The sequence below is a fragment of the Paraburkholderia sp. UYCP14C genome, assembly GCF_004197395.1.
Classification (GTDB): Bacteria; Pseudomonadota; Gammaproteobacteria; order Burkholderiales; family Burkholderiaceae; genus Paraburkholderia.
Window position 1 is genome coordinate 1 of record NZ_SELS01000017.1, and the last position, 21,403, is coordinate 21,403.

At 62.5% G+C, this 21,403-nt stretch carries 16 protein-coding genes and 1 pseudogene; 8 read left to right on the forward strand and 9 right to left on the reverse strand.

What is annotated here, in order from left to right:
* Positions 1-327 (forward strand): annotated as a pseudogene (locus EVC45_RS17405) (hypothetical protein); the annotation flags it as partial.
* 142 nt (positions 328-469) lie between these two features.
* On the opposite strand, the gene EVC45_RS17410 reads toward EVC45_RS17405, so the two are convergent.
* Entirely contained in the window at positions 470-757 is a 288-nt protein-coding gene (locus EVC45_RS17410; protein WP_306770779.1) for a BON domain-containing protein, read from the reverse strand.
* On the opposite strand from EVC45_RS17410, the gene EVC45_RS47930 reads away from it, so the two are divergent.
* The 3 genes from EVC45_RS47930 to EVC45_RS17425 all read left to right on the forward strand — a co-directional run bounded on the left by EVC45_RS47930 (position 723) and on the right by EVC45_RS17425 (position 2,450).
* On the forward strand, positions 723-1,271 hold the full coding sequence (locus EVC45_RS47930) for a hypothetical protein (protein WP_373683031.1): 549 nt from the start codon (positions 723-725) through the stop codon (positions 1,269-1,271). The two genes, EVC45_RS17410 and EVC45_RS47930, sit on opposite strands and share 35 nt — an antisense overlap.
* 57 nt (positions 1,272-1,328) lie before the next feature.
* The gene (locus tag EVC45_RS17420; protein WP_129959188.1) at positions 1,329-1,859 is read left to right on the forward strand and encodes a GNAT family N-acetyltransferase; all 531 of its coding nucleotides are present in this window, start codon (positions 1,329-1,331) and stop codon (positions 1,857-1,859) included.
* A 270-nt stretch (positions 1,860-2,129) separates the two neighbouring features.
* Positions 2,130-2,450, forward strand: coding sequence for a pyrimidine/purine nucleoside phosphorylase (locus EVC45_RS17425; RefSeq protein ID WP_008917257.1), 321 nt, complete (start codon positions 2,130-2,132; stop codon positions 2,448-2,450).
* Positions 2,451-2,689: 239 nt separating this feature from the next.
* Here the strand turns inward: EVC45_RS17425 and EVC45_RS17430 are convergent, their stop codons facing one another.
* Positions 2,690-3,337, reverse strand: coding sequence for a DsbA family oxidoreductase (locus tag EVC45_RS17430; protein WP_129959189.1), 648 nt, complete (start codon positions 3,335-3,337; stop codon positions 2,690-2,692).
* A gap of 212 nt (positions 3,338-3,549) precedes the next feature.
* Between EVC45_RS17430 and EVC45_RS17435 the strand changes: the two genes are divergently transcribed.
* From EVC45_RS17435 to EVC45_RS17450, 4 genes are all read left to right on the forward strand, one after another.
* Positions 3,550-4,278, forward strand: a complete 729-nt coding sequence (locus tag EVC45_RS17435; protein WP_129959190.1) for a 2OG-Fe(II) oxygenase — start codon at positions 3,550-3,552, stop codon at positions 4,276-4,278.
* A gap of 104 nt (positions 4,279-4,382) precedes the next feature.
* Positions 4,383-5,285, forward strand: a complete 903-nt coding sequence (locus EVC45_RS17440) for a LysR family transcriptional regulator (protein WP_129959191.1) — start codon at positions 4,383-4,385, stop codon at positions 5,283-5,285.
* A 132-nt stretch (positions 5,286-5,417) separates the two neighbouring features.
* The gene (locus EVC45_RS17445) at positions 5,418-7,373 is read left to right on the forward strand and encodes an aconitase family protein (RefSeq protein ID WP_129959192.1); all 1,956 of its coding nucleotides are present in this window, start codon (positions 5,418-5,420) and stop codon (positions 7,371-7,373) included.
* Between the two features lie 154 nt (positions 7,374-7,527).
* Positions 7,528-9,006 (forward strand): MFS transporter, encoded by a 1,479-nt coding sequence (locus EVC45_RS17450; protein WP_129959193.1) that lies wholly within the window; start codon positions 7,528-7,530, stop codon positions 9,004-9,006.
* Positions 9,007-9,117: 111 nt separating this feature from the next.
* Here the strand turns inward: EVC45_RS17450 and EVC45_RS17455 are convergent, their stop codons facing one another.
* The 7 genes from EVC45_RS17455 to EVC45_RS17485 form a co-directional block, all read right to left on the reverse strand.
* A complete protein-coding gene (locus tag EVC45_RS17455) occupies positions 9,118-9,489 on the reverse strand; it encodes a BON domain-containing protein (protein ID WP_129959194.1) in 372 nt (123 codons plus the stop codon).
* A gap of 1,201 nt (positions 9,490-10,690) precedes the next feature.
* Positions 10,691-11,803, reverse strand: a complete 1,113-nt coding sequence (locus EVC45_RS17460) for a porin (protein ID WP_129959195.1) — start codon at positions 11,801-11,803, stop codon at positions 10,691-10,693.
* 76 nt (positions 11,804-11,879) lie between these two features.
* On the reverse strand, positions 11,880-14,633 hold the full coding sequence (gene mgtA, locus EVC45_RS17465; RefSeq protein ID WP_129959196.1) for a magnesium-translocating P-type ATPase: 2,754 nt from the start codon (positions 14,631-14,633) through the stop codon (positions 11,880-11,882).
* Positions 14,634-16,071: 1,438 nt separating this feature from the next.
* On the reverse strand, positions 16,072-18,465 hold the full coding sequence (locus EVC45_RS17470; protein ID WP_129959197.1) for a DNA polymerase II: 2,394 nt from the start codon (positions 18,463-18,465) through the stop codon (positions 16,072-16,074).
* Between the two features lie 155 nt (positions 18,466-18,620).
* A complete protein-coding gene (locus EVC45_RS17475; protein WP_129959198.1) occupies positions 18,621-19,631 on the reverse strand; it encodes a DUF2891 domain-containing protein in 1,011 nt (336 codons plus the stop codon).
* Between the two features lie 10 nt (positions 19,632-19,641).
* Positions 19,642-20,592, reverse strand: coding sequence for a DUF979 domain-containing protein (locus tag EVC45_RS17480; protein WP_129959298.1), 951 nt, complete (start codon positions 20,590-20,592; stop codon positions 19,642-19,644).
* Positions 20,592-21,281, reverse strand: coding sequence for a DUF969 domain-containing protein (locus EVC45_RS17485; RefSeq protein WP_129959199.1), 690 nt, complete (start codon positions 21,279-21,281; stop codon positions 20,592-20,594). The genes EVC45_RS17480 and EVC45_RS17485 overlap by 1 nt, the downstream gene beginning before the upstream one ends.
* Between the last annotated feature and the right edge of the window lie 122 nt (positions 21,282-21,403).

A 21,403-nucleotide genomic window follows, 5' to 3' on the forward strand; every position in this document is an offset into this window, starting at 1 on the left:
TCTTCAACATCAACTACTCCAGTTTGGATCACACGTTTTACCCCAACTCTGTGTCCAGAAAAACCGGAGCCGCCGCACTACGCGCAGATGCAGCCGGTCTACGACAACCAGCCGGTGTACGTGCGGCAGGACTATCCTCAGCCGCCTGTGCAGTACGTGCCGGTTTATCCGCAGGCGCAATACGATGAAATGCCGCAGGTCGTGGAAACGGTCATTCAACCGGTCGCGCCAGTCGCTTATCAGGTTTACCGTCCGCCCGTTTATTATGCTCAGCCGCGCATGTATGCGTATCGCGCGCCGGTATATAGCTATCGTATGTGGCGTTGAGGTATCGCGCGAGTCGTGGCGGTGCTCCGCAACAGTGGAGCGCCGCGGCGAATGCTCGCTCGCATCGATTGAATGGTCGATAGGAAGTACTCAGCCCGGCGCATTCGCGTCGGGCTGAGTACTTTCTTTTATTCGCTTTGCGCTAATGGCCGCTGGCGCCTCTCGTGCGCACATTCAGATGGTTATTCACCTGTCTGACTCCGCGCACCGATCTCGCGACACTGCCCGCGCGTTGCACCTGGGCGCGCTGCGGCACCCAACCGGTCAGCGTCACGATACCGCGGCGCGTCTGCACGTGAATCCCCGTTGAATGCAGGTTCGGTGTGCGCGAGAGCGCGCGCCGAACGTCGCGGGTGATCTCGCTATCGGGTCTGTTGCGAGCCGGCGACGCCGCGATGGATTGGCTTGGCACGGATGCATCGTTCGGCATGCCGCCACTGGTTTGCGCATTTGCACAGGTCGCCGTGCCGAGCGCAATCGCTGCCGCGGCAATTGCGCCGATTATGGTGCTCGCGCTGTCTTTTCTCACACGTCCTCCTGTACCACCCGGTTTGAACGGCGCACGAAGTTCTCACTTCTCGCGTGATGCCATGCATGCGATCGACGTGATCGTCGAGTCGCGCGACGGAATCCGCGAGAAACTTCGCGCGTGCAATGAGATGAAACGCCGGCAACGCGACCACCAGAATGACGAGCGCCGCCGGAACCATCATTACCGCGAGCGATTCCGGCTCGATGCCGCTCGCCGCGCCGCAGACCGGGCCGGCGCGGAGAGTCGCCGCAGCCATGCCAGTGTAGTGCATGCCGCTCATCGCGATGCCCATGAGCGGCGCGGTGCCGATGCGTTCGCGGGTCAGTTGCTCGTGCTCCACGGTGCGCGGCGTATATTTGATCGTTCCCGGCTTTGCACGGTTGCGATACGATGTTGCGCTTCATCGATCTGAAAACCGCCGCGCGGATGAGCTTGCTCGCGCAAGCGCCGTCGGGCGCAGAGGACGCCATTGAATTCGAGACTTTCTATTCGCGACGGCAATCCCGACGAATTGGCCAGACTGGGTCAATTGCTGGTCAAAGTTTATGCCGCGCTACCGGGCTTTCCGAAGCCCGAAGAACAGCCGGGCTATTACGACATGCTCGCCCATATCGCCCGCTTCACCGAAAAGCCGGGCACGCGTGTGCTGGTCGCGCTATCGGAATCGAATGAACTGGTAGGTGGGGTCGTGTACTTCTCCGATATGGCGCAGTACGGATCGGGCGGAGCCGCGACCGCGGTGAAGAACGCTTCCGGTATCCGGCTGCTCGGCGTCGATCCGGAATACCGCGGTCAGGGCGCGGGCAAGGCCTTGACGCTCGCGTGTATCGACCTCGCGCGTCAAAGCGGACACGCCGAGGTCGTTTTGCATACCACCATGGCGATGCAGTCAGCGTGGGCCATGTACGAGAGACTCGGCTTCGTGCGCTCGGAAGATCTGGATTTTTCCCAGCAGGAATTGGCGGTATATGGGTTCAGGCTGCGGCTCGGCGGCAACTGACGCCGCTGAGGCCCCGTGAAGGCGTTCCGGCTATTGCGGTTGCCGGTCGCCCAGTAGCGCATTCGTCGCGACGACCGTGCAGTAAGTCTGTGTCGGTGTCGATAGGGTTCCGGCAGACTTTGCCGTATTGCCGCCATCGATAGCCTGTATGATGGCGGGCTCGCGCCCGGACCAGCGTCCCGCGCGGGCGGCTTGCGCGGATCGCGGGCCGTCTGCCGCGCCCACCGGGCCGCAACGCATCCATTCACGATGACCCAGAGGAAGACCGCCATGACGGCTGCAACGCAATTCGACCAGGTTTCTGTTGTCAAACGAGCGAACGTGTACTTCGACGGCAAATGCGTGTCGCACACCGTGCTGTTCGCCGATGGCACACGCAAGACGCTCGGCGTGATCCTGCCCGGCACGCTGAACTTCGGCACCGACGCGCCGGAACTGATGGAAGTGCAGGCGGGCAAGTGCCGCATCCGCCTCGACGGCAGCGATGAGTGGAAGACCTATGGCGCGGGCGAATCGTTCTCGGTGCCGGGCAAGAGCCGCTTCGATATCGATGTGGTTGAAACGCTGGACTACGTTTGCAGCTATCTGTAAGCGGTTTTAGAGCGCGTGCAATGGGATTACAAAGACCTGTTGCACGCAGCGAGGACGGTTTGGGCAACGGGCCCGCACTATCCGTTCAAAACAGTTGAAGCGACAACACGCTCGCATTCGCGAGCGCATGCGTGAGCCAGGTGCTCGGAACGGGCCGGCCGTTACGCTTCGCTTCAAGCTTCTTTTCGTTAAAGCCGCCAGCGCGCGCAATGTAGGCTCCGTTCGCGATTGCCGGGATCTTACGCCGTCTCTTTCGCCGCAATCTCCTCGATCACCTGCACGAATTGCTCGACCGGCTGGCCGCCCGTCACCAGATAGCGACGGTTGAAAATGATCGACGGCACCGATTGAATGCCCATTTCCTGGTTGTTCTTCTCCGCTTCGCGCACTTCACCGGCATACGCGCCGCTCGTCAGCACTTCGCGCGCTTCATTGGCGTCGAGTCCGACCGACTGGGCCGCTTCGACCAGCACGTCATGATTGCCCGGATTCTTGCCGTCGGTGTGATACGCGCGCAATAGCGCGAGCTTCAGCGGCAATTGTCGGCCCTTCAGACCGGCCCAATGCAGCAGACGGTGTGCGTCGAACGTGTTGTAGGTGCGGGTGCGCGGTCCGAAATCGAAGCCGACGCTCGCGCCGCGTTCGCGGATCATCGTCTGCGTTTCGGCGATCTGCGCGGCCGTGCGACCGTATTTCTTGCCGAGATACTCGACGATGTCTTCACCGTCCGGTCCCATCTGCGGATTCAGTTCGAACGGATGCACGACGATGCGCGCGTCGATCTTGTCCTGAAGCCGCGCGAGCGCGAGCTGCAGCGACGACAGACCGATCGCGCACCACGGGCAGGCGATGTCGGAAACGAAATCGATGGTGAGCTGCTGTTTCATGGTTGTCCCTGGCGGAATGAAGTGCGGTGCGGCCGGACCAATGCGGCCGCAACGATACCGAGAGCGTAGCGTGAATCGTCCGCCCGTGCAGTGCCGCCGAATTTGACCGCAAGACCCGGAGTGTTTTCCCGCCACCACGCTCGTACACTAGGGTCATCGAGCTACCTACTTTCACGGCGCCGGCAACGAGCCAGGTCGCCCACTCATCGACGATGAACGCAATCGCTCCCACCCAAACCATCGGCCAACGTGTCGACGCACTCGACTGGCCGCGGATCGAACACGATCTCGATCAGTACGGCTGCGCCGCCGTGCCGCAACTGTTGACGCCGCGCGAATGCGACGCGCTGAGCGCGCTTTATCCACGCGACGCGCTCTATCGCAGCCGTATCGTGATGGCACGCCACGGCTTCGGGCGCGGCGAATACAAGTACTTTGCGTATCCGCTGCCGCCGCTCGTCGACGGCTTGCGCGGCTCGCTCTATCCACACCTCGTGCCGGTCGCGAACCGCTGGAATAGGGCGATGGGCATCGATGTGCGCTATCCGCCTGAGCATACGGATTTCATTCGACGCTGCCATGACGCCGGCCAGCTGCGGCCGACGCCGCTGATCCTGCAATACGGCGAGGGCGATTACAACTGCCTGCATCAGGATCTGTACGGCGAACACGTGTTCCCGCTGCAGGTCGCAGTGCTGCTGTCGGAGCCGGGGCGCGACTTCACCGGCGGCGAGTTCGTGATGACCGAGCAGCGTCCGCGCATGCAGTCGCGCGCCGAAGTCGTGCCGCTCGCGAAGGGCGACGCGGTCGTGTTCACCGTGAACAGCCGGCCGGTGCAGGGTACGCGCGGGCCGTATCGCGTGAATCTGCGGCATGGCGTGAGCCGTTTGCGCTCGGGACATCGGCATACGGTCGGCATCATCTTTCATGATGCGCTGTGAGGACCGCGGTCGGCGCAATGGCGCGACACTGCGCGCCGTGAGACGATAACGGCCACGCTTGCAGCGATCCGCCGTCATTGTCGTCAGACCCGTCGCCTCGTCCCATGGAAAACCTGCTCAAGAAGCTCGATCTCACTTCGCTGCGTCTGTTCGTCGCCGTTTGCCAGGAGCGCAATATCGCGCGCGCGGCGGAGCGCGAGTTCATCGCGTCGTCGGCGGTGAGCCGGCGCATTGCCGAGATCGAGGCGCTGATCGGCCTGCCGGTGATTCAGCGGCAGTCGCGCGGCATTACCGTGACGCCGGTCGGCGAAACCGTGCTGCGTTACGCGCTCGCGATCATCGGCAATATCGAGCAGATGAGCGCGGAGTTGTCGCGCTTTTCGACCGGCGTCAAAGGGCGCGTGCGGGTGGTCGCGAATCTGTCGTCGATCGTGCAGTTTCTGCCCGAAGACGTGGCCGCGTTCGGCCGCGCGTTCCCCGATGTATCGATCGAACTCGAAGAAGAAAACAGCGCGGACGTGCTGCGTATCGTCGACGAACATGGCGCGGACTTCGGCATCTGCAATCCGGTCGCCGGCAGCGAGGCGTTCGGGCAGGTGCCGTACCGCCAGGACCGGCTCGCGGTGCTCGTGCCGGGCGGGCATCGGCTCGCCGGCGTGGCGCGGGTGAGCTTCGACGATCTGCTGCACGACAGCTTCGTCGGCTTGCGCAGCGAAAGCGCGCTCACGCGCCTGCTCGCGCAGCAGGCGGCGAGCGCGGGCCGGCAGCTCGACGTGCGCATGCGCGTGAGCAGTCTCGACGCGCTGTGCCGGATGGTGCATGCGGGGCTCGGCATCGCGATCGTGCCCGAGCCGGTCGGCCTGCTCTACGTGAACACGCTCGACGTACGGCTGCTGCCGCTTGCCGATGCGTGGGCGGAGCGTCATCTGATCATCATCTTCAAGACGCGCGAGCAGTTGAGCGCGAGCGCGGCCGCGCTGGTGTCGTTCCTCGGCAATCAGCCTTAGGCGATCCCCCACACGTGCGCTGAGCCGTGGCTTCCACATCGAGCATTAGCGAAACGAGACGGCAGCGTTGCCGTATGGGCACTTCGGCATCGGCCTTGCGCGCCGTATAGTGAGCGCAAGGAGAACGCAGTGATGAGCGATACGATTCGTTTGGACAGCCGTGTGCTGTACCTGTCGCAAGACCCCGCCGTGATCGAGGCGCAACTGGCCGGCGAAAACTTCACGCGCGAAACGGCCGGCCCGTTGCGCGACAACGTGTCGACGGACGAGATCACGCCCGTCACCGTGATGCTCACCTACGACGAGCGCCTCGGCCAGTACCCGTACGTCGGCTTCAAGGCGGGTGAGCGTCTGCCGATCGGCCGCAACGCGGTGAAGGACGGCGGCTTTCGCGTGACCGTGGCGGGCAAGCGCTACGGCAAGGGCTCGTCGCGCGAATCGAGCCCGCTCGCGGAGTTGTCCGCGGGTATTCGCCTGATCGTTGCGGAGAGCTTCGAGCGCATTTATCAGCAGAACTGCGACAACATCGGCATTCTGACCACGACGGATTTTTCCGTGCTGGATCGCCTGCTCGCGGGCGAAGCGGTGCCGATCGACGAATTCCTGAAGGGCCGCGACGCGCTCACGCAGCAGATCATCCGCAGCGGCGGGTTGCTCGCCTATAGCCGGTTCGCGGACTGGCCGACGCCGGCCGAGCGCGCGAGCAATGCCGCGAACGACGCGCCGGGCGCCGAGCCGAAAACGCTGGCCGAGAAAATCATCGACCGTCATCTGCATCCGGGCACCGCGAGAGCGCAGCGCGGCGACGGCGTGTTCATCGCCGCCGACTGGCGCTTCAGCCACGACTATTTCACCGGCATGTGCGCGCATCTGATGCATCGCGCGTTCGGCAAGCCCGCGCCGCTGCATGCACCGGATCACATCATCGCGTTCCAGGACCATCTGGTGCTCGCGCCGCAGAGCATCCCGCATGTGCGCGACGGACTGCTGCCGGGCGTCGCGAATCTGATGGAGGGGCACACGTCGTTCTCGCGCGACTACCCGGTGCGCTCGCACGGCGCGCTCGATGGCGTGCCGGGCTCCGAGGGCATCTGTCATGCGTTGATGGCCGAGCAATACGCGCTGCCGGGGCAGGTCGCGTGCGGCACCGATTCGCATACGCCGCATTCGGGCGCGCTCGGCTGCCTCGCGTTCGGCGCGGGCGCGACCGAAATCGCCAATAGCTGGGTCACGGGCTATGTGCGCTGCAAGGTGCCGGAGACGCTGCGCATCGAGATCGATGGCCGCTTGCGTGACGGCGTAACCGCGAAGGACGTCGTGCTGCATCTGCTGCGGATGGACGCGATCCGCTCGGGCGGCGCGATCGGCCTCGTGTTCGAATACGGCGGCGCGGCGGTGCGCGCGATGTCGATCGACGAACGCGCGACGCTGACCAACATGGTCGCGGAACTCGGTGGCTTCACCGGCATCGTCGAGCCGGACGAACGCACGGTCGCGTTCCTCAAGGAGCGGCGTGGCGTCGATTTCGAGCTGCAAGGCTGGATGAAAAGCGACGCAGGCGCGACCTATCGCGACACGATCCATATCGATGCGAACGCGATCGAACCGATGCTCGCGCGTCCGGGCGACCCCGGCAACGGCGTGCCGGCGCCGCGGTTAGAACAGGACGTCGCGATCGATATCGCGTATGGCGGTTCGTGCACCGCGGGCAAGCGCGAGGACTTCGATTTCTATCACGAGGTGCTGCGCTGGGGCGTCGAGCATGGCCTGCGCGTGCCCGAGCGCACGCGTCTGTATCTGCAATTCGGCACGATGGCGGTGCGTGCGTATTGCGAGGCGCAGGGCTATCTGCCGGTGTTCGAGCGCGCGGGCGTGACGCTCGTGATGCCCGGCTGCGGTTCGTGCGCGAACTGCGGGCCGGGACAATCGGCCAACGCGAACGACGTAACGATCAGCGCGATCAACCGCAATTTCCCCGGCCGTTCGGGGCCGGGCGAGGTGTGGCTCGCGAGCCCATACACCGTTGCGGCGAGCGCGCTGGCCGGAAAAATCACCACGTTCGAACAATTGCGGCGCGCACACGGCTAGAATGCTGGCCGGAATCCGGCCGGGACATCGTGGTGCATGCGGTGGTGCGTGCGACGCGCGAATCTACCCAAAGCCGGCATCGAATCGGCCGCGGCGAGCTATCAGCGTTGGCATGAAAGCAGTCGCAACAGCAGTTGCAATGGAGACAGACAACATGGCATCCCCCGATCACGCGGGGTCCGTCGCACGCAGCGGCGGCAACGCGGCGCATTCCGCCGACGCGGCCGGCAGCGCCGCCCCTCCGGCAACGGACCACGCGTCACTCGACGCCGGCAGCATTTCGGCGCGCCTCGACCGGTTGCCCGCCACGCGCTCCATCTGGAAGCTCGTGGTGCTGCTGAGCCTCGGCTTCTTCTTCGAACTCTACGACCTGCTGTACTCCGGCTATATCGCGCCGGGCCTCGTGAAAAGCGGCATGCTGACCGCGACCACGCATGGCCTGTTCGGCTCGACCGGCGTCGCGAGTTTCATCGCCGCGCTATTTAGCGGCCTGTTTATCGGCACGATCGCGTGCGGTTTTCTCGCGGATCGCTTCGGGCGGCGCGCGGTGTTCACCGGGTCGCTGCTGTGGTACACCGCGGCGAACGTCGTGATGGCCTTTCAGGAGACTGCGACGGGCCTCAATTTCTGGCGCTTCGTCGCCGGGGTCGGGATCGGCGTCGAACTGGTGACGATCGGCACCTATATCTCCGAGCTGGTGCCGAAGCAGATCCGCGGCCGCGCGTTCGCGTGCGAGCAGGCGGTCGGCTTCACGGCCGTGCCGGTGGTCGCGTTTCTGTCGTTTCTGCTGGTGCCGCGCACGCTGTTCGGTCTCGACGGCTGGCGCTGGGTCGTGCTGATCGGTGCGCACGGCGCGCTATTCGTCTGGTGGATTCGCCGCGCGTTGCCGGAAAGCCCCCGTTGGCTCGCGCAGCAAGGGCGTCTGGACGAAGCCGATCGCGTGATGAGCGCGCTCGAGGCGAAGGTGCGCAACGAATACGGCCGCGAGTTGCCGCCGCCGGCGCCGCCTGTGCCGGTCGCGCCGCGCGGTAGCTTCCGCGACATGTGGGTGCCGCCGTACCGCAGCCGCACGCTGATGATGACGATCTTCAACATCTTCCAGACGGTCGGCTTCTATGGCTTCGCGAACTGGGTGCCGACGCTGCTGATCAAGCAGGGCATCACGATCACGACGAGCCTGATGTATTCGAGCGTGATCGCGTTGGCCGCGCCGATCGGACCGATCATCGGGCTCTTTATCGGTGACCGCTTCGAGCGCAAGACGGTGATCGTGGTGATGGCCGGCGTCAATATCGTGTGCGGGCTGTGGTTCAGCCAGGCATCGGGCGCGGTGTTGCTGGTGAGCCTCGGGGTGGGCCTGACGCTGGCCGGCAACATCATTTCGTACAGTTTTCACGCGTATCAGGCCGAGCTGTTTCCCACCAGCATCCGCGCGCGCGCGGTCGGCTTCGTCTATTCGTGGAGCCGTTTTTCCGCAATATTTACGGCCTTTCTGATCGCGGCCGTATTGCGCTACTTCGGCACGACCGGCGTGTTCGTGTTCATCGCGGGCGCGATGCTGATCGTGATGCTGGCGATCGGCTTGATGGGGCCGAAGACGAAAGGGCTCGAACTCGAGAAGATATCCACATAGCAAGGGCCGGCTTTCGAGCCGGCCCTTCGCCATGTACCGCATTGGTTCAGCCATCAATGCAATGCGCAGTCAGACAGTCGGTCTTCCTGCAAAGTGTGGTCCAGGACCGCTTCAGGTCCCCTCCGGACGGACCGACAGCGCGTTCCTGACCGAAGTTACGCCGGGTACGCCTTTCGCCACCTCGGTTGCCCGGTCGCTCTGTGCCTGCAGCGGTACGCTGCCCTGCAGCGTGACAGCACCATCGCGGGCGCGAACGGTGATATTGGACGTCGAGATGTTCCTGTCTTTCACCAGCGCATTCCGAACCTGACGTTGTAGCGCCCGGTTCGCCGCTTTCATCGACTTGTAATGCGATCGGGCTTCGGGCGTCGTGGTTGGGGCGGACGCGGGGGCGTTAGCGTTGCTCGCCTGCGCATAGGCATGAATTGAACCCGAAATCAGAAGGGCGGTGCCGACCAGTCTGACGGCGTGGATTGCTTTCATGCATCTTCTCCTGTCGTTACAGATCATTGGGGTACAGACTCACGGTTATCGCTCAACACCGCCACATTCTTTCCGAGGCGGATCAAAAGGACTATAGGACAATCAAGGGTTAGGTCAAGTAACAATGCAATCCCGGCCTATTGCGAGGGCAATCGGCGATATTAGAATGCGTCAGATTGAGCAGCGCTCTAATTGTGTTGACAGAATTGCAAAACAATAAATTGAATTAGATTTTCTCCGACTTCTACAGTAGGTTACCTCTTTCTGTTCGACATATTCAGCCATCTAGGATCGACTTATTCAGCCATCTCGGGTTGACAAATTCAGCCGTCCAGAATGGTGCGGTCGTGCGACGGATGGCCGTGGATTCGCCTCGGAGGTCAGTGAGCGGAGCACGCGAGCCGCGACACTTTCGCCGTGCACAAAGCGCGGTCGCATGGTGTGGAAGCGGCGTCGTCGATGGTGAAGTAGGCAATTCGTCCAAAGGCGCCCGGCGATGCGGCTGCGAGCTTATGTATGAAGGGTTCGCGCGCGCTCGTGCTAAAGGAAAACGCGGTCCGCGCTCAAACCAGGGCTGTAAAAAATTCAATGCTCAGCCGGAAACGGTAATGGTTCGACTTGACGAGCAACGTGGTGCTGAACTTCAGGACGCCAAACATGCCATGCTCAATTTGGGCAACGTGTTCTCGCGTGGGCATGGACCGTAAGGGTGCCACCGGCGCCGGTTGCGCCGCGCGGCGACATTCGGGGACATGTGGGTGCTACCGTGGTCGCCTCGACTAGATCGAGTCGGCGAATGTAAGGCGCCCCTCGCGACGGGGATCACATTTGACCGACATCGCTTAAACATACTTTCGATTTACGGGTTTCGATTACCTGGGGATCAGGCGGCATTGAAGCAACCAGTGCGCATCGCGCAAGGCGGGCAATGTCTGCCAATGCGTCGGGCGTGGCTGGTCCTGCCGCGATGTCGTGGATCAGCGCAAGCACTGCTTGCAATCGCGGGACCCCGTGAACGATGAACGCATGCTGCACGACATGTCCGGCCCGATTGGTCTTATCTGTGCAATTCACGCAGTTCTCCCTGTTAAGGCAGCCTCGGCACGGTGTCGCCCCGCCGTACAAAGACCGTCAGGCCCTGGCAGACGGATTCCTTGCACGAACGGAGTTGGAGATCAGGCCAGGTTCCTGGCCAAACCACTCAGAATCGATGCCGGATTCCGGCGCCAACCAGCAACTGATTACGTGCTGAGGCTGGTTCGACGCTGTTGATCACGGCCGGTGCGTCCGTCGACGCCCGTTGGAAGATCGTTTCGATGTACGTATCTGTGCGCTTCGAGAGCAGATAGACCGCCTGCAGTCCCGCCTGATGCCAGTGCTGACCCGTGGCCTTCGTGTACGTGTACATGCCGGCAAGCGACACCGCCGGTTTCAACTGGTAGATGCCGTTGATTTCATAGTTGCTGAAGCCGACCGATGGCATGGTGGAACCTGAGTCGGCATCGGTCACCCCGCTATAGGTCGAACGCGACCACGCGGCACCGAGCGTGAAATCGCCGAGCGCATAGCTCGCACCGATGCCGTATGTGTTCTGCGTCAGGACGTTGGCGTCGAACAGGTTGCGGTTCGACCCGGGCAGATTCACGGGGTCATACGCCCCGTTCGCCGAATCGCCGCGGCCGTTCACATGGAGGTAAGCGGCGCCGGCGCTGAACGGACCGTTCTGATAGTTCGCGCCGACGCTATAGGCACGGTTGTTCGCAAACTGGCCGGCGCCGTTAGAAAACGCGTACATGCCGCCGACACTAAGACCACCGAACGACGGACTTGCATACTTGATCGCGTTACGCGCGAGGTACGAGTTGTTGGCATTGTCGTTGTCGAATGGATGGGCAAACGCCGTGCCGCCTGGGCCGCCCGTCAGGGTGAACGATGCCAGATAGTCATGGATAGAATCGTACTGGCGACCAAACGTCAAGGTGCCCCATGCTTCATTGTCGAGGCCGACATAGTACGGGTGATCGTTGAGTCCTTCTCCAGTCGTCACGGAGAAGCCGTGTTCCAACTGGAAGACGGCCTTGTTGCCACCACCGAGATCTTCGGAACCCTGAAGGCCCCAGTAGCTGCCGTCGATCAGCCCGGTGGTCGCCTTGTACTGCGCGTTGCCGCCGACGTTACTCACATAGGCGAGCCCCGTATCGAGTTCGCCATAGAGCGTCACGCCGCTCTGCGCGTGGACGTGCGCGCCGAAGCACGCCAGCGTGGCGGCGGTGGCAAACGGAATGGTGAAAGAGATGATCCGTTGTACTGACATATTATTAAACCCGTCGAAAGTGAATGACTCGCGCGCATCCGGCGCCGCACCGGATGACGCGCAGCTTGTGCGTCGTTTAGTACCACCGTCCGTAACGGCGGATATAGAGCGTCTTGATGACTTGTGTCAGCATCACATAGCCGACCATCGTCGCGACGAGCCAGAGCCAGTAGCTGTGATCGAGCGAAACGAAACCCAATGCCCCGGCCAGCGGAGAAAACGGCAGCCAGCATCCGACGAGGATTGCAGCCGAGGTCGACAGCAACACGGGAAGGGACGCGGTACTCTGGATGAACGGAATCCTGCGCGTGCGCAGCATGTGGACGACGAGCGTCTGGGAGACGAGTCCCTCGATGAACCAGCCTGAATTCATGATCTCCTGACCGCCGCCGTGCAGTTGGAAAGCCGCGCCGGCACCGAACACCGTCCACATCAACACAAAAGTCGTGATGTCGAATACCGACGACGTGGGTCCCAGCCACACCATGAATCGACCGATATGTCCGGCGTCCCACTTGCGCGGCTTCCTCACGAAATCGGGATCCATCCGGTCCCACGGAAGAAACATCTGCGAGAGGTCGTAGATCAGGTTCTGGATCAGTAGCTGCATGGCCAGCATCGGTTCCCAAGGCAGGAATGCGGAGGCGATCAGCACTGAAAACACGTTGCCGAAATTCGAGCTCGCGGTCATGTTCAGGTACTTCAGGATATTGCCGAAGGTCTCGCGACCCTTGATCACGCCTTCCTCCAACACCATCAGGCTTTTTTCGAGCAGGATGATGTCGGCGGTTTCTTTCGCGATATCGGCCCCTGTGTCCACCGAAATACCGACGTCCGCATCACGCAGCGCCGGCGCGTCGTTGATTCCGTCGCCGAGGAAGCCGACCGTATGGCCGTTTGCCTGAAGTGCCTTGACCACCCGTGCCTTTTGCAGCGGAGTGAGCTTTGCGAAGACCGTCGTGTGTTCAACCACTTGCGCGAGTTGCGCATCGTCCATCGCTTCGATGTCGCGTCCGAGCAGCGGGGTGCCCGGTTCCAGTTCGACGTCACGGCAGACCTTGGTCGCGACGACATGGTTGTCGCCCGTCAGCACCTTGACGGCCACACCATGTTCGTTCAGCGCGTGGATGGCGGGCGCGGCTGAATCCTTCGGCGGATCGAGAAAGGTGAGGAAGCCGCGGACCACGAGGTTTGCTTCGTCGCGGGTTTGATACTGGGACTTTGCTTCAACGCGTGGAATCTCGCGTGTGGCAACCACGAGCACACGATAGCCTTCCTCGTTGTACTCCCGGGCGCGAGCGATCAGCATGTCGCGCTCGAGCAGGGTCAGCGCATGGACCTGGTCTCCGTCCTGGATGTGCGTCGATACCGCCAGCATCTCTTCGACCGCGCCCTTCGACACCATCAGCTGGTTGCTGTCCACCGCCTCGACCACCACGGACAGCCTGCGGCGCACGAAATCGAAAGGCAGTTCGTCGACCTTCGCGTACTGCGTCAGCCTGGCCGGCGCACCCGGTTCATTGGCATGCTCGACGACAGCGATGTCCATCAGATTCTTCTGTCCGCTCTGGTGGAAGCTGTTCAGCCAGGCCAGCTGGAGAATCCGCTCGTCCCTGTTGCCGTTGATGTCCAGGTGATGTTCGAGGATGATCTTGTCCTGCGTGAGCGTGCCGGTCTTGTCCGTGCACAGAACATCCATCGCGCCGAAGTTCTGCACCGAGTTCAGACGCTTGACGACCACCTTGCGCCGCGCCATTGCGACAGCACCTCTCGCCAGATTCGCCGACACGATCATCGGCAGCATCTCGGGTGTCAGTCCGACTGCGACCGCGAGTGCGAACGTCACGGCAGACAGCCAGTCGCCCTTGGTCAGCCCATTGATCAGGAATACCACCGGCACCATCACCATCATGAAGCGGATCAGCAGCCACGAGACGCTGTTGACGCCACGGTCGAAGCTGGTTTCGACGCGCTTGTGACTAACGACGTTTCTTGCCAGCGAACCGAAATACGTATCGGCGCCGGTGGCAATGACGATCGCCGTTGCCGTCCCGCTGACCACGTTGGTGCCCATGAAGCAGATATGGGCGAGATCGAGAAGGTCGGCGCCATTATCGGGGGCGGCATGTGCCGATTTCTCCGCCACCGCGCCGAGTGTGTCGTATTTCTCGACCGGTAATGCCTCGCCGGTCAATGCGGCCTGACTGATGAACAGATCGCGCGACTCGATCAGACGGATGTCGCCAGGGATCATGTCACCGGCCTGAAGGCAGACGATATCGCCGACGACGAGATCACGTATCGCAATCTCCTGTTTCTCCGGAGGCGCGAATGCGCTCGCGCGACGGATCACGGTCGCGGTGGTACGGACCATCGATTTGAGCCGCTCCGCCGCCTTGTTCGACCGGTATTCCTGAACGAAGCGCAGCAGGCTGCTCACGGTCACCATCGTGAGCAGGATGCTGACTCCGGTCCAGCTGCGATCGTCGGGCTCGGCAAAGTACACGTCCGTGAAGAAGGTGATGACGGACAGGCCGAGCAGCACCAGCACGAACGGATTCCTGAAGGCCAGCAGCAGTTGCAGTAGTGCATGAGGCGCCTTGTCATGGGCGACCTCGTTCGGGCCCGCCAGATGGAGTCGTTCCAGCGCGTCAGACATCAGAAGTCCGTTGAGCGAACTGTTGGTCTTCGTGAGCGTGGCGCTGACGGATTCGTTGGCTTCACTCACAACGTGCGACTGCGATCGCCGTTCGCGGTTGGCGGAGCCGGACACAAAACCCTTCTGCGTCGTCCTGGAGGTGTGCGGGTTGTTGATGGATTCGTGTTGCATTGGCTGTACCTGCTGCTATGCACGCGGTGAGGGGTCCGCGGGTTTTGAAAATCGGGAAATAGGTGGATTGAGCGGTCTTGCCCGTCATCACTCAGGCAGATCGCATCCACTACCGCTCTGATATGCGGATGGCGCGACATACGCGGGCTATCTGAACCAGGCGGAACCCATGCGACAGCGCGACAGCGCGCGCACCGTCTCGATACGACGAACACGCGCTGTCGACGCCAGGATCAGAGATGACCTGCTGCTGACCGGAGCAGGGCCCGGATCGCCGCCACGCATCGCTGTGACGGTTTGATGGGCGCTTGCGCTGCGCACGCAGCCGGTGCGGCGTAGTAGTGGTGCGGTTCGCGGACCTGCGGAAGTCGGGATACGAGAAGAGCGAAATACATGTGGTTTCTCCGTTCGGGCCTAAGCCCGACTGATGATTCGAGGTTGCCGGGATACCCGCAGCGCAACGCTCGGACAGTCAGTCAAATGACGGTCGACGCATGCAGGCATCCATCAGGTAAAGAAAGAACGTGAGTGGCGTAAAGGCCATATGTCGCTGTCGGGCATGACGTCTCCTTTCCCATGCGTTGCGCACGGGGCGTGTCTGTTCACGCATCCTCAGGGATCAACCTGCGGGCGCATGTGAACGTGATTCCGAGTGGGCTCGGAAAACGTGCCGTACGGACGAACGCAATCAAGCGTGCCGAAGCGGCGCTGAAATGGAGGGCGCGGGAGTAGTGATACGGAAGTACTACGACGCGCACCGTTTGCCTGCGGGCAGAACGGTGGCTGAATGAGGCTAGCGGATGTTCTGCCTGTCAGGCAATCAAACTGATCGAAAATTGACTACTGCAACTGTCCAAGGCTTGAGCCCCTTTAGTAAAGACCGACGGATTCTAATGGGTGATTAATGAAGACGTCAACTTAAAAGATTAGCTCTGCGGAGTAACTGTGCGACTCGGCCCGCGAACCTCTGTCGGAACGACGGATCAGTGGCGAATCCATCACGCTATTTGCGTGCGGATTCGCGTCTATGCGTGAGGTCTGGACTGCGGACTGGTCCGATTGCAATTTCATCAACATAGCGATTTGGCTTGGAACCAATCGTCGCGCGTCCTGTTTTCGCAAAAATAAGTCTTACGCTTTTTATAACAAATTTAGGAATGTAGATCTTTTTCTAATTAGGTTGATGATCAACAATGAAGTCCGCCGCAAACATCTGTTTATCGATCTAGGAAATGTGGCGCCCATGCCCAGTTGAGTCGCCCTTTCTCTTGAACGGAGACGCCGGCGCTGGCGGCAAACTTGGCATCCGGGATTGCCGCGTTCCCCTCGAATTCAGTCACTAGTCGCCCGCGAAACTCGGCTTCAGGCGTATTGAGTTTGATGCCTTGGGTCGTGATACGCCTCGACGCCATGCGCCGTCACGCAACTGCAGACGACTTCAGAACAGCTGCTTCTGCCCCGACATCAGCGTCGTGAAATCGTCGCGCAGCATGGGCAAAATCGCGTCGGCCACCGGCTGCAATTGCCGCGTCAGATAGTGCTCGTAGTCGATCGCCGAGCGCAGCGTTTCGAGCGGCTCGGGGCCGGCCACCGTGATCACGTAGCTGATCCAGCCGCCGTTCTGATATTGCAGCGGACGTCCCTGCTGGCGATTGAACTCATCGGCCACGCGTGCCGCGCGCACATGCGGCGGCACGTTACGCTCGTAGGCGTCGATCGGTCTGCGCAACTGCTTGCGATAGACGAGCTGATCGTCGAGCCGGCCCGCGAGCGTATCGCGCACATAGTCGCGCACGTAATCCTGATACGGCTGCTGCTTGAAGATGCGCCGATATAGCTCCTGCTGAAACTGCTGCGCAAGCGCCGTCCAATCGGTGCGCACGGTTTCGAGCCCTTTGTAGACCACGTCCTCGCGGCCGTCGGGCAATACCGTAAGACCTGCGTAGCGTTTCTTGCTGCCTTCCTCGGCACCGCGCACCGTCGGCATGAAGAAGCGCCGGTAGTGTCGCTCGAACTGCAATTCCAACGCACTGTCGATACCAAAGCGCGCCTGCAGCTTCTCGCGCCACGCCGCGTTGATATGTTCGACGAGCGCGCGCCCGATGCGCGCGGCGTCCTCCTCGTCGTGCGCGTGCTTGAGCCAGACGAAGGTCGAGTCGGTGTCGCCGTAAATTACTTCGTAGCCTTGCGCCTCGATCAGCTCGCGCGTGGTATGCATGATCTCGTGACCGCGCATCGTGATCGACGACGCGAGCCGCGGATCGAAGAAGCGGCAGCCGGTCGAGCCGAGCACGCCATAGAACGCGTTCATGATGATCTTCAGCGCCTGCGACAGCGGCTTGTTGTGCTCGCGCTTGGCCGCTTCGCGTGCCTGCCATACCTGCGCGACGATCGACGGCAAGCAGTGGCGCGTGCGCGAAAAGCGCGCGCCGAGAAACCCCGGCACCGAGTGCGCGTCCTCGGGATGCAGCATGCCTTCGACGAGGCCGAGCGGGTCGATCAGAAACGTGCGAATGATCGATGGGTACAGGCTCTTGTAGTCGAGCACGAGCACCGAGTCGTAGAGGCCGGGCCGCGAATCCATCACGAAGCCGCCGGGGCTCGCGGCGCCGGCCACGTCGCCGAGATTCGGCGCGACATAGCCCTGCCGATGCATGCGCGGCATGTAAAGATGCGTGAACGCCGCGACCGAGCCGCCACTGCGATCGGCGGGCAGGCCGGTCACGGTCGCGCGTTCGAGCAGGAACGGCAGCAGCTCGGTCTTCGCGAAGATGCGCGTGACGAGCTCGCAGTCCTTCAGGTTGTAGCGCGCGAGCGCGGGCTTGTCTTCGTCGAAGCGGCGCTGGATTTCGTCCATGCGCTGATACGGATTGTCGATCGCCTTGCCTTCCCCGAGCACCGAGCGCGACACATATTCGAGGCTGAACGACGGGAAGCTCCACGTCGCCGAACGCAATGCCTCGATGCCGTCGATGACCCAACGACCCGCCACGCCCGCGAAAAAGTGATTGCGCGTAACGCCGTGTTCGCGCCACTCCATCACCGCGCCGCCGCGGCCGATGCGCAGCGGCACGCGATATTGCTCGGCATGCTGTTGCAGTACCTTCAGATCGAACTGCACGAGATTCCAGCCGATGATCGCATCGGGATCGTGCCGCTCCATCCACTCGATGAGCTTTTCGAGCAGTTGTGCGCGGGTTTCGCAGTATTCGAGCTTGAAGTCGAGGGCGTCGGTGTCGGTGACGTTGTTGCCATTCGGCGGCCCGAGCATATACACCTGCCGCTCGCCGCAGCCTTCGAGCGCGATCGAATACAGCTCGGCATGTGCGCTCGTTTCGATGTCGAGCGACACGAGCTTCAACGGCGGGCGATATTCGTTGGCCGGCTTGAGTTCGCCATCGAGCCACGGGCCGTCGAGCCCCTTGCCCTGGTGCCGCGGCTCGCCGCTGAACCACACCGGCGCGGTGATGAAGCGCTCCATCATGTAGCGCTCGGGCGGCTGGATATCGGCTTCGTAGACATCGACTCCGCCTTCTCTGAGGCGCTTCTCGAAGCCCTTCAATTGCCGGTATTGCGCACAGTAAAGCCCGCTGACCGGCCGATGCTGAAAGTCCTGCAATTCGAGCGGACGCAGATCGAGCGGCGCATCGCGGCGCAGGATCGTTTCGGCGCGCTCGCGCTGTTCGGCGGGAATGAAGGCGACGGACGGCTGAGGGCGCAGACGGATGTGGCGAGGCCCGCTGTCCGTCGCCAGCCAGAACTCGATTTCCGTGCCGGCGGGCGTGTCCCGCCAATGTCGGGTCAAAATGAAACCCTGCTCGAACTCAGTCAAACTTCCACCTTTATAGCGGCGCGATCGCCATGCGCGATTTTACCGCCGCGGGCAGCGACTGTTGAGCGGGCAAGAAAAAGGGCGCTTCGCATCGAAGCGCCCCAACCGGCACGGCTTTATCTCTTCAAATCCGGCTCAGTTCGCTCCCGGTTCGCTCAAGCTTCGAGCGCCAGCGTCGCGAACGTGGCGAGCCAGTGCTCGCCCATGTAGTCGCCGGCCACATGCGGCAGCGCGCTGTGCAGATGACGCTCGGCCGCATCGAACAGCACGGTGCGGCGCACGTCGCCGGCGGGCAGCGCACGCGCGAGCGCCCGCTGGCACCACGCGCGGCTCAGATTGAGGCCGTCCAGATGCGCAATCTTGCCGTCGCTGCGATCCGTCACGGTGACGGGCTCGAACAGCGTCGCCGGCTTTTTCGCGCCGAGGTCCGGCAGGAAGCGCCCGAACCAGTCGGCGAACTGCGCGGGCGGCAACACGCGCCGCATCAACTCGGCTTCCATCAGCGACGGCGACAGGAATTCGTCGCCAGCCGGCTCCCACGCCTGACATGCGACGTCGTCCAGATACCAGCGCTCCGCGGTGCTGACGATCAGCGCCTCGAGCGCTTCGCGCGAGGTTTGCCGCGCGAAATCGAGCGTCAGCGCGAGCGCGAACGCCATGTTGAAGTGCGTGCCGACGCGTAGCGGATAGGTCGCTTTCGGCAGGAATTCCTGGAAGCGCTCGACGAACGCTTCGGTCAGCGGCGCGAACGTCTTCGCCCAGCGCGCGGCTTCCGAAATCTTCAGCGACTGCAGCTGCGCGCCGAGCGCGAGCAGCCACGCCCAGCCATACGGCCGCTCGAAGCCGCGGTTGTGCGGCAGGTCAAGATACGCGAGCTCGCCGGCGACGTTCGCCGCGGTGAAATGCTCGTCGACCACGGCGACGATGCGCGCGGCCTCGGGCAGATCGGGGAAGCGTTCCAGCAGATGCAGGATCAACCAGTAGCCGTGCACGCACGAATGCCAGTCGTAGCTGCCGTAGAAGATCGGATGCAAGGCGCGCGGACCCTGCACGTCCTGCGGCCCCGCGAGCGAGTGCGTGAGCTTGTTCGGGTATTCGCGCGTGAGGTGGGCGAGCGCGACAGTGGCGAATTTCGACGCGGTTTCGCGGGTGAGCTGGGTGGTCATCGGCGGCTCCTCAGAATCGGAATACGAACAGGTACAACAGTATGGTGTTGACGATCAGCAATAGTAAAGCGGTCGGCCATTGCGCCTTGATCACGCCGTTCTGGTCCTTCAGTTCGAGCAGCGCGGCGGGGACGATGTTGAAGTTCGCCGCCATCGGCGTCATCAGCGTGCCGCAGAAACCGGACAGCATGCCGATCGCGCCGAGAATCGCGGGGTTGCCGTTGAACTGATGCACGATCAGCGGCAGGCCGATGCCGGCCGTCATCACCGGAAACGCGGCGAACGCGTTGCCCATGATCATCGTGAAGATGGCCATGCCGAATGTATAAGCCGCGACGACCGCGAACGCGGAGTCGACGGGGATCCACGTTTTCACGAGATCCGACACGACGTGCCCGACGCCCGCGACCGCGAACAGCGCGCCGAGCGCGGCGAGCATCTGCGGCAGGATCGCGGCCCAGCCGACGGTGTCCATGGTGTGGCGGGCGTCCTTCAGCGCATGCACGGGCGAGTCGCGCAGCATGAAAAGCGCCGCGCCGAACGCGACCAGCGTGCCGAGCACGAGCGAAATCAGCGTGACGTTCTTGGTTTCGACGAAGGGCGCGTACTTGAGCGTCAGCGTACCCGTCAGAGTGATGAGCGGAATCAGCAGCGCCGGAATGAACAGCCGGTTGCCGAAGCGCTGCGCGTTCGCTTCGCGGCGCGCGGCGGCCGCTTCGCCGTTGCTGTCGTTGCGGCCTTTGCCGAGCTTGCCGGAGCCCGCGATCAACGCGAGCGCGATAGCGAGGCAGCCGGTCACGAAGTGCGGCAGTTCCGCGCCGAACAGAAAGGTGACCGCGTAAATGCCCCAGAACAGACCGTTGATGACGCGCCGCGGGTTGGTGCGGTCGAGCAGGTTGAACAGCGCGAACGCGGCGAACATCAGGCCCGCGAGCACATAGAGGGATTCGAGTTTGAACATCATCGCGCCGCGCTCCGTTTGAACGCGCTCATCTGGTGCGACAGATTGCGGTCGAGCAGGATCAGGCGGATCGCATGAATGACGAGCGCGGCGACCGCGGTCGGAATCGCCCATACGGAGACCTGCAACGGCTCGACCACGACGCCGTTCTGTTCGAGAAAGCCCTTGATCAGCAGGATCGACTGGATCGCGATGAAGATGTCCTCGCCGAAGAACACGGCGATGTTGTCGACGGCCGATGCGTTCGCGCGAATCTGCTGGCGCACCGCATCGGGCAGGTCGCCGTGACGGTTCGCGGCAGCCGCTTCGGCCATCGGCGCGATCAGCGGCCGTACCATCTGCGCGTGGCCGCCGAGCGACGTGAGGCCGAGCGCGGCGGTGATCTGGCGAATCACGAAGTAGAGCATCAGCACGCGGCCGGTGGTGGCCGCCTGCAGGCGCGAGATCAGATGCCGCGCCTGTTCCTTCAGACCGTTGCGTTCGAGCAGCGCGATCACCGGCAGCGTGAGCCAGATCAGGCCCATGTAGCGGTTATCCGCGAATGCCTTGCCGAACGCGCTGACGATCTCCACCGTCTGCAAGCCGCCGGCTATACCGGTCGCGACACCCGCGATGGTCACCACCAGCAGCGCGTTGAAGCGCAATGCGAAGCCGAGCACCACGATCGGCACGCCAATCAAAACCCCCATCCGGATCTCCTAGTTTCGTTCTCGCGACGCCCCCGTTTGCGCTGACTGCGTCACGACGCAGCCACGCAGGGCGACGAAATCTAACACGAGAATTTATCGATAAATAGTCGAGAAAATCTATT

Excerpts from the sequence above, each read along its gene's own strand:
- EVC45_RS17430 (WP_129959189.1), bottom strand. The coding sequence starts at position 3,337 with ATGAAACAGCAGCTCACCATCGATTTCGTTTCCGACATCGCCTGCCCG.
- EVC45_RS17485 (WP_129959199.1), bottom strand. The coding sequence starts at position 21,281 with ATGGGGGTTTTGATTGGCGTGCCGATCGTGGTGCTCGGCTTCGCATTG.
- EVC45_RS17425 (WP_008917257.1), top strand. The coding sequence starts at position 2,130 with ATGACGGCTGCAACGCAATTCGACCAGGTTTCTGTTGTCAAACGAGCG.
- EVC45_RS17435 (WP_129959190.1), top strand. The coding sequence starts at position 3,550 with ATGAACGCAATCGCTCCCACCCAAACCATCGGCCAACGTGTCGACGCA.
- EVC45_RS47930 (WP_373683031.1), top strand. The coding sequence starts at position 723 with ATGGATTGGCTTGGCACGGATGCATCGTTCGGCATGCCGCCACTGGTT.
- mgtA (WP_129959196.1), bottom strand. The coding sequence starts at position 14,633 with ATGCAACACGAATCCATCAACAACCCGCACACCTCCAGGACGACGCAG.
- EVC45_RS17445 (WP_129959192.1), top strand. The coding sequence starts at position 5,418 with ATGAGCGATACGATTCGTTTGGACAGCCGTGTGCTGTACCTGTCGCAA.
- EVC45_RS17480 (WP_129959298.1), bottom strand. The coding sequence starts at position 20,592 with ATGTTCAAACTCGAATCCCTCTATGTGCTCGCGGGCCTGATGTTCGCC.
- EVC45_RS17475 (WP_129959198.1), bottom strand. The coding sequence starts at position 19,631 with ATGACCACCCAGCTCACCCGCGAAACCGCGTCGAAATTCGCCACTGTC.
- EVC45_RS17410 (WP_306770779.1), bottom strand. The coding sequence starts at position 757 with ATGCCGAACGATGCATCCGTGCCAAGCCAATCCATCGCGGCGTCGCCG.
- EVC45_RS17455 (WP_129959194.1), bottom strand. The coding sequence starts at position 9,489 with ATGAAAGCAATCCACGCCGTCAGACTGGTCGGCACCGCCCTTCTGATT.
- EVC45_RS17460 (WP_129959195.1), bottom strand. The coding sequence starts at position 11,803 with ATGTCAGTACAACGGATCATCTCTTTCACCATTCCGTTTGCCACCGCC.
- EVC45_RS17450 (WP_129959193.1), top strand. The coding sequence starts at position 7,528 with ATGGCATCCCCCGATCACGCGGGGTCCGTCGCACGCAGCGGCGGCAAC.
- EVC45_RS17440 (WP_129959191.1), top strand. The coding sequence starts at position 4,383 with ATGGAAAACCTGCTCAAGAAGCTCGATCTCACTTCGCTGCGTCTGTTC.